This window comes from Streptococcus sp. 1001283B150225_161107_H12 (genome assembly GCF_015552665.1).
Lineage (GTDB): Bacteria > Bacillota > Bacilli > Lactobacillales > Streptococcaceae > Streptococcus.
Genome location: NZ_JADNFC010000007.1, coordinates 47,917 through 64,332, shown reverse-complemented (window position 1 = coordinate 64,332; position 16,416 = coordinate 47,917). Strand labels below are relative to the sequence as shown.

The 16,416-nt window shown below is 43.8% G+C and carries 15 protein-coding genes; all 15 read right to left on the bottom strand.

Annotated elements, in window-relative coordinates:
- Positions 1-51: 51 nt before the first annotated feature.
- Entirely contained in the window at positions 52-603 is a 552-nt protein-coding gene (locus I2C87_RS09180) for a GNAT family N-acetyltransferase (RefSeq protein ID WP_129270657.1), read from the bottom strand.
- Positions 604-659: 56 nt separating this feature from the next.
- Complete coding sequence (gene nadE / locus I2C87_RS09175) at positions 660-1,484, bottom strand: ammonia-dependent NAD(+) synthetase (protein ID WP_129270655.1); 825 nt, start codon at positions 1,482-1,484, stop codon at positions 660-662.
- The gene (locus I2C87_RS09170) at positions 1,481-2,938 is read right to left on the bottom strand and encodes a nicotinate phosphoribosyltransferase (protein WP_129270653.1); all 1,458 of its coding nucleotides are present in this window, start codon (positions 2,936-2,938) and stop codon (positions 1,481-1,483) included. Before I2C87_RS09170 ends, nadE begins: the two co-directional genes overlap by 4 nt.
- Before the next feature lie 200 nt (positions 2,939-3,138).
- A complete protein-coding gene (trxB, locus tag I2C87_RS09165; protein WP_120701199.1) occupies positions 3,139-4,053 on the bottom strand; it encodes a thioredoxin-disulfide reductase in 915 nt (304 codons plus the stop codon).
- 58 nt (positions 4,054-4,111) lie between these two features.
- The gene (locus I2C87_RS09160) at positions 4,112-4,339 is read right to left on the bottom strand and encodes a DUF4059 family protein (protein WP_006596860.1); all 228 of its coding nucleotides are present in this window, start codon (positions 4,337-4,339) and stop codon (positions 4,112-4,114) included.
- Between the two features lie 195 nt (positions 4,340-4,534).
- Positions 4,535-5,278, bottom strand: coding sequence for an amino acid ABC transporter ATP-binding protein (locus I2C87_RS09155; RefSeq protein ID WP_195324686.1), 744 nt, complete (start codon positions 5,276-5,278; stop codon positions 4,535-4,537).
- A complete protein-coding gene (locus tag I2C87_RS09150) occupies positions 5,275-6,081 on the bottom strand; it encodes an amino acid ABC transporter permease (RefSeq protein ID WP_129822843.1) in 807 nt (268 codons plus the stop codon). The genes I2C87_RS09155 and I2C87_RS09150 overlap by 4 nt, the downstream gene beginning before the upstream one ends.
- A gap of 224 nt (positions 6,082-6,305) precedes the next feature.
- On the bottom strand, positions 6,306-7,649 hold the full coding sequence (locus I2C87_RS09145) for a DEAD/DEAH box helicase (protein WP_195324684.1): 1,344 nt from the start codon (positions 7,647-7,649) through the stop codon (positions 6,306-6,308).
- Between the two features lie 126 nt (positions 7,650-7,775).
- Positions 7,776-8,777, bottom strand: a complete 1,002-nt coding sequence (gene mraY / locus I2C87_RS09140) for a phospho-N-acetylmuramoyl-pentapeptide-transferase (RefSeq protein WP_195324682.1) — start codon at positions 8,775-8,777, stop codon at positions 7,776-7,778.
- A 1-nt stretch (position 8,778) separates the two neighbouring features.
- Complete coding sequence (pbp2X, locus tag I2C87_RS09135; protein ID WP_195324680.1) at positions 8,779-11,064, bottom strand: penicillin-binding protein PBP2X; 2,286 nt, start codon at positions 11,062-11,064, stop codon at positions 8,779-8,781.
- On the bottom strand, positions 11,057-11,392 hold the full coding sequence (gene ftsL / locus I2C87_RS09130; RefSeq protein WP_125336187.1) for a cell division protein FtsL: 336 nt from the start codon (positions 11,390-11,392) through the stop codon (positions 11,057-11,059). The genes pbp2X and ftsL overlap by 8 nt, the downstream gene beginning before the upstream one ends.
- A gap of 12 nt (positions 11,393-11,404) precedes the next feature.
- Positions 11,405-12,355, bottom strand: coding sequence for a 16S rRNA (cytosine(1402)-N(4))-methyltransferase RsmH (gene rsmH / locus I2C87_RS09125; protein ID WP_006596867.1), 951 nt, complete (start codon positions 12,353-12,355; stop codon positions 11,405-11,407).
- 395 nt (positions 12,356-12,750) lie between these two features.
- On the bottom strand, positions 12,751-13,008 hold the full coding sequence (locus I2C87_RS09120) for a DUF896 family protein (protein WP_023920274.1): 258 nt from the start codon (positions 13,006-13,008) through the stop codon (positions 12,751-12,753).
- 33 nt (positions 13,009-13,041) lie between these two features.
- Positions 13,042-15,078: a glycine--tRNA ligase subunit beta gene (glyS, locus tag I2C87_RS09115; RefSeq protein WP_129270645.1), complete on the bottom strand. Its 2,037-nt coding sequence runs from the start codon at positions 15,076-15,078 to the stop codon at positions 13,042-13,044.
- A 208-nt stretch (positions 15,079-15,286) separates the two neighbouring features.
- Positions 15,287-16,204: a glycine--tRNA ligase subunit alpha gene (glyQ, locus tag I2C87_RS09110; protein WP_000038760.1), complete on the bottom strand. Its 918-nt coding sequence runs from the start codon at positions 16,202-16,204 to the stop codon at positions 15,287-15,289.
- Positions 16,205-16,416 lie beyond the last annotated feature (212 nt).

The window sequence follows — 16,416 nt, the reverse complement described above, 5'->3', positions numbered from 1 at the left end:
AGCTACTTACCATTATAGACCATTGGCTAAAATCTTCAAGTAAAAATTGTTTTAAAGGTCAGAAGAATGGATAGTGTAGATTATTTGATCTCCGACATAGCCTTTTCTGGCAACAGCATTTGGGAGAGTAGCTAGATATTGCATCCCAGCTTTTTCCATAACCCTTCCCGAAGCAGGGTTCAAACTGACATACTTGGCCTGAATTTCCTTGAATCCCACCTCTACCAACAAAAAGTGTAAAACAGTCTGGAGGGCTTCTGTCATCAGACCTTGACCCCAGAAGTTCTTCCCTAGAATATAGCCGACTTCACACAGTTCTTTTTGTGGATTCTGAGAAACGACACTGATATCACCTATCACTTGTGTGGGATCATCTTTCTTGCAAATCGCCCATTTGTATGTGTTTTCCTCTTGGTAATGAAGGAGCCATCTCTCAATTGAAGCTTGAGTCACTTGAGGATTTGTATGGGGATCCCAAGTCACATATTTAAGATTATCTCTATCAGACGCCCAATTTTCAAACATTGCCTTTGCATCCTCTACAACAAAGCGTCTTAATAATAAACGCTTGGTCTCCAATTCAATAGAACCTAATTTCCTCATCCTCTTTCCTCCTTTCCTGTTTTAAAAAAGTCGGCTCAACCGACTTTTCTTTCCTATCAACGCCAAAAGGTGTCAAATACCGTAATCGGTAGATGACGTTTGTGTTGGCCTTTGTGCCACCAGTTTTCAATGGTTGCTTGGGCTTCCGGGCTAACTGATTTCCCTTCTAGGTAGTCATCAATTTCTGCATAGGTCACCCCAAGAGCTACTTCGTCAGCGATACCTGGCTTCTCCTCTTCCAAATCCGCAATCGGTACCTTCTCATACAAGGCTGGATCAGCTCCCAGTGCCTGAAGCAACTGCTTGCCTTGGCGCTTGTTAAGGCGGTAGAGAGGCAGAATATCGGCTCCGCCATCTCCAAACTTGGTAAAGAATCCAGTGATGTTTTCGGCTGCATGGTCTGTCCCAATGACGGCTCCACTATAGGCACCTGCCAAGGCATACTGAGCAATCATCCGGCTCCGTGCCTTGATATTGCCCTTGTTAAAGTCTGAGACATCCGTTCCTGTCGCTTCGACAGCACGCTCCATGGCATCGACCGATTCCTTGATGTTCACGACCAGGCTGACGTCTGGCTGGATGAAGGCCAAGGCCTTTTGGGCATCTGCTTCATCCGCTTGGACACCGTAGGGCAAGCGGACTGCAACAAACTGATAACTGGCATCTCCAGTCTCTGCCCGCATTTCCTCCATGGCTAATTGAGCCAGGCGACCCGCTAGGGTCGAGTCCTGACCTCCTGAAATTCCTAAGACAAAGGTCTTTAGAAAAGGATGTTTTTGCAGGTAATCCTTCAAAAAATCAATCGACCGGCGAATCTCTTCTTGAGGATCAATGACTGGTTTGACCCCTAATTGGGCAATAATGTCTTCTTGTAGGCTCATTCTTCTTCACCTCCCAAGGCTTTCTGACGCATCTGATCAATGAGGTCCATCTTATCTTGCCAAACATCCTTGGCCAAGTCCACTGGATAATGTTGTGGATTGAGGACACGTTTGTACTCATCCCAGAGCTTGTCAAATTCCTTCCGAGCATAGGCTTGGATATCCATCAAAGCTGGCAATTCGTAGACTTGTTCCCCATCTTTGAAAATATCGACCAAGAGCGGGATGGCGTCAAAATCACGAACCGTCTTCTTGATATAGGTATAGGTCGGATGGAACATTTTGATTTCTGTCAGTTCATTGACATCCACTCCATCGTAAGTAATGTAATCCCCTTCAGATTTGCCTTTTTCCCGACTGGTAATACGCCAAACTTGCTTCTTCCCTGGGGTTGAAACTTTTTCAGCATTGTTAGACAGCTTGATGGTATTTCGCATTTGACCATTTTCGTCTTCGATAGCAACAATCTTATAGACTGCTCCGAGGGCTGGTTGATCATAGGCCGTAATCAACTTGGTTCCGACACCCCAAACATCAATTTTAGCCTTTTGCATCTTCAAGTTGAGGATGGTGTTCTCATCCAAATCATTTGAAGCATAGATCTTCGCTTCTGTGAAACCAGCTTCATCCAACTGCTGGCGAACCTTTTTCGAGATGTAGGCAATATCTCCTGAGTCAATCCGGACACCTAGGAAATTAATGCGATCGCCCATCTCACGCGCTACCTGAATCGCAGCTGGAACTCCGATGCGTAACGTATCATAGGTATCCACTAGGAAGACACAGTTGCGATGGGTCTCAGCATAGGCCTTGAAGGCTTTATAATCATCGCCATAGACCTGCACCAAGGCATGGGCATGTGTCCCAAGGACAGGGATGTCAAAGAGTTTTCCTGCACGTACGTTACTGGTCCCGCTAGCGCCTCCAATAACGGCTGCACGGGTTCCCCAAATAGCCGCATCCATTTCGTGCGCTCTACGAGTTCCGAACTCCATCAAAGGTTCGTCTTCGATCACAGCCTTGATCCGAGCGGCTTTTGTAGCAATCAAGGTTTGGAAATTGACAATATTGAGGAGGGCCGTTTCGACCAATTGACACTGGGCTAGCGGTCCTTCTACTTGAACAATCGGCTCATTGGCAAAGACCAGGTCCCCTTCTTTAGCAGAACGAACGGTCAATTCCATTTTGAAATTTTTCAAGTAATCCAGGAAGGCTCCTTCGTAGCCTAAGGATTCTAAGTAGGCAATATCCGACTCTGAAAAATGTAGATTCTTCAAATAGTTGACAATGCGCTCAAGACCTGCAAAGACGGCATAGCCATTTTTAAAAGGTTGCTGGCGGAAATAGGCTTCGAAGACCGCCTTTTTATTGTGGATGCCTTGTTCAAAGTAAACCTGCATCATATTGATTTGATACAAATCAGTATGGAGAGTTAAACTATCATCTGGGTACATGTTTGATCCCTCTTCTTTTTTCTTACGTCATGGCACCAGTCACGCTCTGTCAACTGGCACAGTCCAAAATAATTTTAAACACATTATAGCACATTTTAAGCAGGACCACATGAGTTTAATCCGGGCTAAGCCTCATTTTTTATCGTAAAAAAAAGGGATCTTCGCCTCTTTCCATCAGACGAACATCCCTTTCTTCTCTCTTATTCTTCGTGTTCAGTAATATATTTATAAGCTTCTTGACCGGCGACAGCGCCATCTCCAACAGCTGTGGTGACCTGACGAAGATCTTTTTGGCGGACATCTCCAACCGCAAAGACACCCGGCACGGAGGTCTTCATATGATCATCAGTGATCACCCAACCTTGATCGTCTAGAATACCGAGGTCTTTGGCAAAGTCACTGACAGGATCCAAGCCCACATAGATAAAGACACCACCAGCTGCTTGCTCGCGAACCTCACCAGTTTGAACATCTTTTAAGACCAGACTGGTCACACGGTTGTCCCCTTTGATCTCTTCGACCACTGTATTCCAAGCAAAGTGAATCTTTTCATTGGCAAAAGCTCGGTCTTGAAGAACTTTTTGGGCACGTAGGGCATCGCGTCGATGAACAATGGTAACAGACTTAGCAAACTGAGTCAGGAAGATTGCCTCTTCAACCGCAGAATCTCCTCCACCAACAACCATGAGGTCTTCATCTCGGAAGAAGGCGCCATCACAGACAGCGCAATAAGAAACCCCACGACTATTTAATTCTTCTTCACCTGGAACTCCCAACAAGCGATGGTTAGAACCAGTCGCAATAATAACGGTCTTGGCTTGAAGGAGACCATCATCTGTCGTAATCTCCTTGTAGTTTCCTTGATCCACAATGTTTTCAGCTCTGCCGAACAAGTGTTCCACTCCTAAAGCTTCTAGAGGTTCGAACATCTTTTCAGCCAATTCAGGACCACTGATGTTGGCATAGCCTGGATAATTTTCAATGTCAGACGTGTTGTTCATCTGTCCGCCAGGAATTCCTGCTTCTAACAAGGCAACCTTGAGATTGCTGCGGGCTGCATACAAGGCTGCGGTCATTCCCGCAGGTCCTGCGCCGATAATCAGTGTATCATACATAAGCTTCTCCTTTTGTTGTAACTATCTTGATTCTAACTCCAATTCAATCATTTTGCAATTATCTTGCTCGAAGAATAAACAGAACTCCAATGACTGCAAAGGTAAGAACTGGAATTGTCATAATATCAATCAATAAAATATCATAGAGGTGTAACTGGCGTTCCTTAGCTGTTTTATCCGTCTTACGAGCCGCTCGCAAGCCTATCCAAATAGCTGAAGCAACCAACACCCCAATTGAAGTGATGATTAGGCTCTCGATATAGAGAGATAGCAATTGGTTTAACATAAGATCTCCTTAGTATCCAAGATTGGAATGAGGGGACGAGGTGCCGATTCGTTTCGTTCACTATTGGATCAAGTTGAAACTTCTATCTTCGCGGAAAAATGAACTACTACTATTCATCTTTTCCTGAGGCACCTACTCAAAGAAAAATCCGAGTCTGAAACATCGCGTTCCAGACTCGAGCTCTTATATATTATATCAAACAAATGTTCGTTTGTAACTAGCAAAGAATTCTTTTGTCCGCTCTTCTTTAGGAGCTTTCATGATCTCTTCTGGAGTCCCAGATTCAATAATTTTCCCCTTGTCTAGGAACAAGACCTTGTCTGCCACTTGGGAAACAAAGCTCATATCATGGCTAACCAGAATCATGGTTTGACCTGCCTGAGCTGCTGCTGCGATGGCTTTTTCTACCTCTCCGACCAATTCCGGATCGAGGGCTGAAGTTGGCTCATCCAATAAGAGGACTTCTGGCTTCATGGCTAGGGCACGTGCCAAGGCCACCCGCTGTTTCTGCCCTCCTGACAAATGACGAGGGTAATGGGTTTCGCGGTCCGACAGACCGACTTTTGCGAGTTCTTCTTTGGCAATCTTGGTCGCTTCCTGGTCGGATAAGCCTTTGACGACGATCAGTCCTTCCTTGACATTGTCCAAAGCAGTCTTGCGACTGAAAAGATTAAACTGTTGAAAGACCATAGCTAGCTTTCTTCGAAGGGTCAGGATCTCGTCCTTACTGATGGTTTCAAAGTCTACCTTTTCCCCATTGATCTCAATACTGCCACTATCCGGAGCTTCCAGATAGTTCAAGCTTCTCAAGAAGGTTGATTTCCCAGCTCCAGAAGAACCGATCAAGGCAACGACTTCCCCTTTTTGAACTTCCAGATCGAGATGGTCTAGGACCATTTGACCGGAAAAAGATTTTGATAATTGTGAAATCCGAATCATGCTGCTCGTTCCTCCTCTTGCAAGGTTTGGGTAACAACTTTTGGATCTTTGATAGAGAGTACCTGTTCGATCCAACGTCCCAATTGTTCAATCAAAATATTAATGGCCCAGTAGATCAATGAAACAGAGATAAAGCGCTCGAAGTAGCGACTGTCATTCCCCGACATAATCTTGGCTTGGGCAAAAATTTCCAAAACACCTGCATAAAAGGCCAGGGAAGTCCCCTTGGTCAAACCAATCAAAGAGTTGATCAAGGTCGGAGTCGCAACCACGGCTGCATTTGGAATAATAATCCGACGATAAACTTGAGCATTGGTCATGCCGAGACTCTTCGCTGCTTCGATTTCACCCGCATCAACAGATAAAATTGCTGCCCGAATGGTCTCACTGGCATAGGCTGCCTCATTGAAGGCAAAGGCTACAATGACAAATAAATGGGCTGGCACATCGTTGATATTAAAGGCTGTCCCATATTGTTGGTTAATGGCCTTCAATAGGAGCGGGATTCCATAGTAGGTCAGCATCAACTGGACCAAAATTGGTGTCCCTCTTAAAAAACTCACAAACAAGGCTTGGATCGGGTAGAGGATTTTTACCCGATTGATCTTGACAATGGCAAACAATAGAGCTAGCAATAAACCAAAAAAGGCTCCTGCCAAGGTTAACAAAATCGTATTTGGAAGCTCTTTTAAAATTCCGGGAATAGCTTCAAAAACGACGCGTAGGTTAAAGATTTCTCCTTCTGGTATCCATTTTAAAAACTCTTCGTACCAGCCAGATGCCAGATAAGTAGTTGTAAACATCTTCGTTACTTCCTCCCTCGATAATGAATCATTCTATCATATTTACAGTTAAAATGCTGAGTTTTGCTACTGATCGTTCGTAAATCATGCTTCAGGTCTGATGTGATAACAAGCAAGCATCTCCCCTAAGAGCAAAAAAATAGACTATCTATAGATAGTCTGTCACAAAATAAATCAGCGACCAAATAGTTAATTTTTATGGAAATCTTTAAATTTCTTTATCACTAAAAGGTTTGGCGTTTCGCCTTTCTTTCTGCTCGACCTCGAGCACGATTCTCAGCTCGCTTGGCTTTGCGACGTTTCTCGTCCACAGCCCATTTGATTTTTTTCTTGTAGCCTGGTTTGATTTTTTTCTTTTTCTTCTTGACCAAGCCGATCATCTCAATGTCAAGTTTTTCTTGGCGTTTTTCACGATTAGCCCGGCGATCCCGGTCATAGGTATCTTCGATAGCTCCAGCCTTCAAGACCTTAGGGACAAACTGGATGCCCAATTTTTCAAGCTCCCGAATGTCTGAGTCATCACTCGGTTGATAGAGGGTGATGGCTGTACCAGGAAGACCATTCCGACCAGTCCGGCCAACGCGGTGAACAAAGAAGGATAAGTCCTGTGGAATGGCATCGTTAATGACATGACTGACCCCTTCAATATCAATCCCACGCGCTGCCAAGTCCGTCGCCACGATATATTCAAAATCCAGATTTTTGACTTGGTTCATGATTCGCTTGCGCTCCCGTGGAGGAACCCCCCCATGGATTTTAGCGACCTTGAGCCCCTTCTCTACTAGAAAAGCATGCAAATCGTCCGCTCTGTCCTTGGTATTCACAAAAATCATTGCCAAATAAGGTTGAAGAGCCTGGGTTAGTTGATAGACTTGCTCATTCTTATCTCGCCCTTTTGTCGATACCAACCAGTTATCAATGGTGTCCGAGATCACCGTTTTGGTTTTGATCTGCTCCATGACAGGGTTAGACAAATATTTCTTCAAGAAGGGTTGTAACTTTTGCGGAATCGTAGCAGAGAAGACCAAAAACTGAAGCTTCTTTGGAAGACTGGATGCAATCTTGTCTACAGTCGTCAAAAAGCCCATATCGAGAGTCATATCAGCCTCATCGACCACAAAGGTATGGGCCTTATGAATGGCTAAATCTCCAGAGGCAACCAAATCATAGATGCGTCCTGGTGTCCCAATCACGATATGCGGTTGAGCCACTTGGAGCTTATCAATCTGACGAGCCTTATCAGTTCCGCCAACATAGTTGGCAATCCGAATTTCCTTTTCACAGTGGCTAGCAATCTGACGAGCCGCGTGGTAAATCTGTGTGGCCAATTCCCGACTAGGTGCTGTGATGACCACTTCGACATTACTACTATCCTCATTTAAGGTTTGAAAAATTGGTAAGAGGAAAGTATGGGTCTTCCCTGATCCTGTTTTGGATTCACCGACCAAATCTCGACCTGCTAAAACAATCGGGATGAGTTTTTCTTGAACTTCTGTCGCTTCGATAAAATTAATCTCTTTTAAGGCCTCTTGGATATAGTCCTTAAACTTAAAATCTGTAAATTTCATTCTCTTATCCTTTCATCATCTCTATTATTATATCAGAAAAGTTCTCTTACCGCTCTTCTTTTGAACAGCAATTCCCAGCTAGCAAAAAAGGCTGAGATAGCATCCCAACCTATTATTTTCAATGATTTATGAATTGATCAAAAAGTAGATCAAGAGGGTCAAGGCACTCATCCCAGCACCGAGACTCCAAAGAAAGGCATCGACCTTCCACTCAGACCATTTAGGTCCATTACCAGACAGACCACCCAATTCTAAATGGTGATGGAAAGGCGTCATGCGGAAAATCCGACGTCCTTCCCCTGTCCGTTTCTTGGTCCATTTGAAATAGGACACCTGGAGCATGACAGAGCTAGTCTCAAAGACGTAGACAATCCCAATCAAGAGCAAGGTCCACTCTACGTGGAGAGCCATGGATAGAGTCGCAAGCATCCCACCTAGGGCTAGGCTTCCAACATCTCCCATGAAAATCTTGGCCGGCTTGTGGTTGTATACGAAGAAACCTAATAGAGCTCCAATCATACTAATCGTTACAAAAAGGATATCGATTCGTCTTTGCCAAACAGCGATGATGGAATAAGCGATCAAGCTGATGGTTACCGAAATACTTGCCAAGCCATCAATCCCGTCCGTTAAGTTGACTGCATTTGAAAAACCAACCAACCAGAACAAGGCAAAGACAATATAGAAATGTCCCAAATAGACATCCCAACCAAAGACATTGAGAAGACTACCAGCTCCATGGCGTTCAGAGAAGAGATAGAAAATGATTCCACCCACCAATTGCAGGGCTAATTTTTGCTTGGGATTCAAGCCTTCATTGATCTTACGAAAGACCTTCAAGAAGTCATCCAAGAAACCGACGATTCCATACAAGACCAAAATAAAGAGGATCAATTGAACAGGACGCGTAAAGTTCCCAGTTAGGAAGCTAAAGACAAGGGTGACAAAGACTGAAGTGATCAAGAAGACCACTCCCCCCATAGTAGGAGTACCTGCTTTGGCTTTGTGTTGCTTCACATCTTCGTGCATTTGTTGGCCCGAAATATGGGCCCGTTGATAGAAACGGATAAAGGCAGGAATGCCAATAACCGTTAGAATAAATGATACTACTAGGGTAGCAAGTAACATATCAATCTCCTAATGTAATTGTTATTTTCTTCGTCTTCTTTAAAGCAGTTTCTACTTTGACGTTTTGTTTGCTCACACGAGAACCGTCCCCTTTATAGGTGATCTCAATGCCCGTCCATTCCGCAAATTTATCAACATTTTCCTTGGTCCAGCCATACATATCCGGAACTGAATCCAAGTCATCTGTTAATAATAACACTTGCTCATTTGCCTTTAATTTCGTTCCTGCTGATACAGACATCTTTTTAATATTCTTTCCAGTTCCTAGGACGACAGGCTGGATCAGATTGCGACGCAGTTCATCTGCGAAGCCACCTGGGCTGATGGTCTGCTTCAACTTCAATTCTTTCGACAAGGATTCTGCCGACGGCATCTTATAGGTGTCCTCTTTCGTGACCCCATCCAAGGCTTTGGTTTCAGTTACTAGATTCAACTCATCCTTCAAAGCAACCGCATCTTCCAAGACTGGATTGACCAGTTCTTGCCAGCTCTTTGGACTAAAGCTGACTTCAGGCTGTTGAACTGTCACATACATAATAAAATCTGGGTCTTCAGCAGGTGTCATGACAACAATCGAGTAGATATTATCATTTTCGCCTTCCAAGTAGCCATTAGCTGTCGCAATTTGGGCTGTCCCTGATTTAACAGCAACATTTTGTCCAGCTACTTGGATAATGGGACCATCCGATGAATAGAGGGTACCAAATTGAGGATCAGTCCCTACCGTAATCATGTAATTACGGGTCTGTTGGGCAACTGAAGCGGGTACTGGATTGCCGACAATCTCTCTTTGTGATTTACGAGCAGTTTCATGCTTGCCGTCGTAGATCGCACTGATAAATTTAGGCTCCAACATTTCCCCATCATTTGCAATGGCAGAAAATGCACGTAACATCTGCGTTTGGGTCACCGAAATCCCTTGACCGAAGGAAGACATGGCTTGAGTGACATAGTTATCACCTGGTAGGCCTCCAAAACCTTCGTCCCCCATTCCAAAACGTGTAGGAAGTCCGAACTTAAAGAGTTTGAGGTAATTCATCCAGACATTATTGCCCATCTTCTGTTCAAGCTTGGTCATCCCAATGTTACTTGAATAGGCAAAACCTTGGGCAATATTCATATAGCGACCTTCAGACAGCCCCATATTGACATCCCAGTCTTTGATGGTCGCGTCTTTTACTTGCAACTCGTTATTGTAATATACCTCGTTATAGGCTGGGAAAGTCCCATGATCAATCGCCGCAGCCAAGGTCATGACCTTCATAGTCGAACCTGGTTCATATTGATCCTGGTAAAGAATCGTGTTCCAGGTTCTCAGATTCTTAATATCCAAGCCTTCTTTGGTATCTGCATTATAGGTTGGACGTTGTGTCGTTGCAAGGATTTCCCCTGTTTTGGCACTGACCAACGTCGCACTGACATATTTACCTTTTACCTTTTCTTGGAAAACATCCATTCGCGTTTCGAGATAGGTTTGAAGTTCCGCAGAAAGGGTTGTGTATACATCCTTCCCATCTTCTGTCTTCACGGCAACCTTATCTGATCCTGGCACAATATTTCCGTTGCGATCCTTTTCATAGGTCACCACTCCATCCTGACCACCCAGGATCCGATCCAAGGATTTTTCTATTCCCGTTGTTCCCTGCAGGGTTTTATTGCCTTCTTTATCTTCTATCAATTGAGCTTGACCGATAAATTGAGAGGCAAAGGTCCCATTTTTATAACTCCGGTTTGGACTCGTCGTAAAATCAACACCTTTAATGTTGGCAGCTTCTAGTTCACTCCGGATAGCATCCATATTGCTATAGCTGATATCATTCCCCGCTGCACCAAAAGAAACTTGGTTGAGCTTCTTCTGAGACAGTTGTTGGACGACATAGTCTTTTTCCATGCCCAAATAACGATTAAAAACGTCCGCTACTTGGTTGTATTGACTTTCTTCAACGTATAAAACTTCACCTTTTGCCGATTTATAGGTTTTGTCGATGATCGCATAAACATTATAAGTCGTCGCATCCTCAGCAATAACAGCTCCATTTCGGTCATAAATTGTTCCTCGTTTGGCTGGAACAATCTCTGTTTTCTGATGGACTTGATGGGATAACTCAGATAAATTTTTTCCGAATTTGCTATCTGTGCCTATGATAACTGCAAAATTAATGAGAAATATGAAGAAAACAAGAATGGAAAGCAAACTTAAATTCTTAGCTACTTGCCGACGATTTTGGTCTGGAAGTTTCCTTTTTTTAAGGGAATAACGAATGATTTTCTTTTTTAATTTACTCATCGCTACTTGAACTCACCACTTTTCGATTTTCTTTTTGGAGGGTCATCCCCTGAGAACTAGCTAACTTAGACAAGCGTTCATATCGAGTCAACTCATTGACTTCTTGCCGGATATCTTCTAGTTCAGTCTCTTTTGTTTTTAGTTCCGTATTGAGGTTTGTCAAATCGCTTTGCACTTGTAGAATCCGCGTCTGAATAAAAATAATACTGACAGCGAGAATAATCCCTGTTAGGACAATCGAGCCATAAAAAGCTTTTTCTACTCTGGTAAAGCGACGAATACGATCTTGCAACTGACTGCCCCGAGATCGTAATGGTTGATCTGCCATGTTTATTTCCTCTTACTTATGAATTTTTCGAGCAACCCGCAATTTTGCAGAATGAGCTCGGTTGTTCTTCTCTAACTCTTCTTGGCTTGGAAGAATCGGTTTTCGAGAGACTAATTCCATTTTTGGTTTTAAGTCCTCTGGGATGAAAGGCAAGCCCTTCGGTACTTCTACTGTAGAAGCTTCTTTAAACAATTGTTTGGTCAAACGATCTTCCAAGGAATGAAAGGTAATGACTGAAATACGACCACCAACTGCCAACAAATCCATGGCCTGCTGGATTGATTCATCCGCCGCTCCCAATTCATCGTTGACTTCAATTCGAATCGCCTGGAAAATTTGTTTGGCTGGATGCCCCTTTTTCTTTAGTTCCTTAGCCGGTTTTGCCGATTTGATGATTTCAGCCAATTCTGTCGTCGTTTCAATCGGTTTTACCGCACGCGCTTGTTCGATCTTTCTAGCAATTTGCTTGGAAAACTTATCTTCCCCATACTTGAAAAAGATTCGGACTAGATCGTGGTAATCATAGTTGTTGACCACGTCATAAGCCGTCAAAGAGGCTTCTTGATTCATCCGCATGTCCAAGGGAGCATCTTTTTTATAAGAAAAACCGCGAGACCGCTCATCTAACTGGGGACTAGAAACTCCTAAATCATAACAGATTCCATCAATCTCATTGACTCCCAATTCTTGGAGACGCGCTTGAAGATTCCGGAAATTGTCTTTGATGAAGGTTACCATGCCCTTTTCAACATAAGGAGCTAATCGTTTCTCCGCATTATCAATCGCATGCTGATCCTGGTCAAAAGCATATAAATGCCCTTTTTCACTTAATTGACTTAATAAATATTCGCTATGGCCAGCTCCACCTAGAGTGGCATCCACATAGATTCCATCTGGCTTTACATCCAGCATATCAATCGTTTCATGGAGCAAGACCGTTACATGATGAAATTCTTTACTCATATCCTATCTATTTTACCACAAATCTGACCAGGATGCACTTGAGATTCTCTTCTCTATCTGCTCATCATTTTCGGATAAAAAGTTCCCATTCTTCAAAAGCTCATCCTATCAACCAATAGACCGAGAGAAGCAAATTGTGATACAATAACTCTATGAAAGATAAGAAATACCTCCTCCTTGGCCTGCTAGTGGCCGATCTAATTGCAGTCTACTTTTTCCTACGCACCCCTGTCCCTTGGATTTTTTGGACAGCAGCCTTCGTTCTTGCCATCTCTATTTGGATATTTAAAAATCAATGGAAAAACTACAAAAATAGAGATAAGGATTCAGAGTAGCCCATATAGAACAAGAAAACTCGATCAGTTCAACTTCTGATCGAGTTTTCTATTATCTATTTATGAATTGGGATCATCCAAACTGCGGCCGTGCAAACCTTTCTCTCGTTGTACTTGGCGTAGTTTCTCAGGTGTCACATCGTTACCTTCTTCGTCCACCACTTTAATTCCTTCGATATGGTGACGAACCGAACGACGATAACCTTCAATGTATTCTTCACGAAGTTTTGCTTGCTCCACTTCTTCTTCTGGAGTCAACCCTTCTGTTTTTTTCTTTTTAGCAAGCTCATTGATTCGAGCGATTTTTTCAGGTGTCATAATAAGACCTACTTTCTACCTTTTACCAGGTACTTATTTTGTGTTCAATTGGTTGAAGGCTGCAACAGCGTTAGCTTTCGCTACAAGACCTGCAAGAAGGGCCAAACGGTTGTTTTTAACAGCCTCATCTTCTGCCATCACCATAGTATTGTCAAAGAAGGCATCAATGACTGGGCTAAGAGCAAAGAGTTGAGTCAATTTGTCACTAGCTGCACCAGTCAATTCAAGCTCTTCAATTGCTTTAGCAAGAGCTTTTTCTTGATCATTTTCAAAGAGACTGGCATCGACCGCTACTGAAGCATCTGCTTTTTCTGCCAAGTTGAAAGCACGTGAGAGGGATTCAACAGCTGCCTTGTAACCATCGGTCTTCGTAGCTTCTGAGAGAGCGTCAGCTACTTCCAACATATCTGCCACGACAAAGTTTGAACCAGCAAGAACAGCGTCTTTGATATCTTTTGCTGTGCGTCCCATCATCTTGTCCACACGCGCCTTGATGAAGTTGAGCACTTCTGCTTGATTATCATAAGAAAGGCTATCAAATGAAAGAGCGTAAAGGCTGTCAATCAACTCATCCATAGGGATATGCCAGCCAAAGGCATCCAAGATACGGACAATCCCTTGTGTTGCACGACGAAGCGCATAAGGGTCATTGGAACCTGATGGAATCAAGCCTACTGAGAAGAAGGAAAGGAGGGTATCCAATTTATCTGCAAGGGCAAGGATGGCACCAACCTTAGTCTCTGGAAGGGCTCCGTCTGCTGAATCAGGAAGGTAGTGCTCACGGATAGCTGTCGCTACCGCAGCATCTTCACCAGCAAGGAGGGCGTATTTTTCACCCATGATTCCTTGCAATTCATCGAACTCTCCGACCATACCCGTCAAGAGGTCAAATTTGTAGATTTCAGCTGCACGAGCGACGGCTGCCGTTTCTTCAGCTGTCAAACCAGCTTGCTCAGCTAGTGACGCTGCAATGACACCAGCACGCGCCATGTGTTCTGAAAGAGAACCAATTTTTTCATGGAAGGTCACGTGTGCCAATTTAGCAACCAGGTCTTCAATCTTAAGTTTTTGGTCTTCACGCCAGAAGAATTCACCATCTTCGAGACGTGCCACCAAGACTTTTTCATTTCCTCGAACGACATTTTCCAAGTGCTCAGCGTTACCATTACGGACGGAGATGAAGTTTGGTTTCAGCTGACCATCAAGGTCACGTACAACAAAGTAACGTTGGTGTGTTTCCATTGATGTCACCAAAACCTCTTCTGGAACGTCCAAATATTTAGTGTCAAAACTTCCCATAAAGGCAGTTGGGTATTCGACCAAGTTCAAGACTTCATTCAAAAGGCCTTCTTCGATTTGAACTTGAACACCTTGTTCTGCTTCGATAGCCTTGATTTGCTCACGAATCATGTTTTCACGTTCTTTGCTATCCGCAATCACGTAAACGGTACGAAGGTCTTCTTCATAAGAATCCGCATTGGCAATTTCCACTTCATGTCCAAGGAAACGGTGTCCACGACTCACACGTCCTGACTGGATATCCAAGAAATCAAGGTCAAGCGCTTCATCACCCAAAAGAACGATCAAGGTGTGAACTGGGCGAATGTATTCAAAGGTGTTGTTAGCCCAGTGCATGCTAACAGGGAAGGTCATTGAAGCAAGCACTTCTGGAAGGCCAGCCAAGACTTCTTTGGCAGGTTTTCCAGCTTCGTGCTTCGTAACATAAACGTACTCTTCCCCTTTGACTTCACGGAATTCGATATCGTCAACCGTCAAACCTTTCCCACGGACGAATCCTTGAGCCGCTTTTGAGAAGTTTCCATCTGCATCCAAGGCGATTTTCTTAGAAGGTCCTTTAAAATCTTCAGTCAAATCCGTTTGTTGATCCGCCAAACCAATGACACGGACAGCCAAACGGCGTGGCGTTGAGAAGGTTTGAATGCTTTCGTATGAAAGACGGTTGTCATCCAAGAAGGCTGCCATTTTCTCACCAAGTTGTTTTTCACTTGGTGTGACAACGTAGGCTGGTAACTCTTCAAGTCCAAGTTCTACTAATAAGTTTTTTGTCATGTTTTTTCTCCGAAAAATATCTTTTTTTCCAGTTTGCCTTATGTGATTGGCACGCAAGCAACCGACTTCGTCGTTTCATTGCTAAAATTGGAGCCTAAAGTCTCCAATTTTGCCTGGTATCGTTAGAGAAACTAACGATACCTTTATCACTGCGACAACTGGTCCTGTAGGATTGCTCTATCAGTCAATCCCATCTAATACGCTCTCTTTATTCTTCCTCTTCTGCTAGGAGTTTTGCGCGTGTGGCTTCGTCAAGAAGTGGGTAACCAAGTTTTTTACGTTCTGCGACGAAGGTTTTGGCTACAACACGGGCCAAGTTACGGATACGGGCAATGTATCCGGCACGTTCTGTAACGGATACTGCTCCACGAGCATCAAGCAAGTTGAAGGTATGTGAACATTTCAAAACGTAGTCATAGGCTGGGTGAACAAGGCCCAATTCCAAAGCACGCCCTGCTTCTTTTTCAAATTTTTCGAAGTTTTCAAGAAGCATATCTTGATCAGAAACTTCAAAGCTGTATTTTGAGTGCTCGTATTCTGGTTGAAGGAAGATTTCTCCGTATTTAACACCTGGAGCCCACTCGATATCATAGACTGAGTCTACTTCTTGGATGTAAGAAGCTAAACGCTCCAACCCATAAGTGACCTCAGCGGTAACAGGACCAGTTGCCAAACCACCAACTTGTTGGAAATAAGTGAACTGAGTGATTTCCATACCGTCAAGCCAAACTTCCCAACCAAGACCAGCCGAACCAGTTGATGGGTTTTCCCAGTTATCTTCAACGAAACGAATATCGTGTTCCAATGGGTTGATGCCCAATTTTTCCAAAGACTCGAGGTAGAGTTCTTGGATATTTGAAGGCGATGGTTTCATGACCACTTGGAATTGGTGGTGTTGGTAAAGACGGTTTGGGTTTTCCCCGTAACGTCCATCAGCTGGACGACGTGATGGCTCCACATAAGCCGCGTTCCATGGCTCAGGACCGATGGCACGGAGGAAGGTATAAGGACTCATGGTTCCCGCACCCTTCTCGTTATCATAAGCCTGCATCAGCATACAACCCTGGTCATTCCAGTATTGTTGCAAAGTAAGGATGATTTCCTGGAAAGTCAATTTTTTAGACATGTTTTACTCCTTTTTTCTATAATTTCTTGCGACACGAGTCTGCCTCGTCGATTATACGAGGCAAGACGAGTTAGTACTGCGTCTAGCTCAGGCGCCCTAGTGCTGAGCGTGGGGCAGTCCGACTGTAAGGAGGTCTCTGCCACTAACGCAGTGGAAGGTTAGTTTTTTAGACATCTTCTTCTCCTTTTTATAATTTCTTGCGACTTTGGATA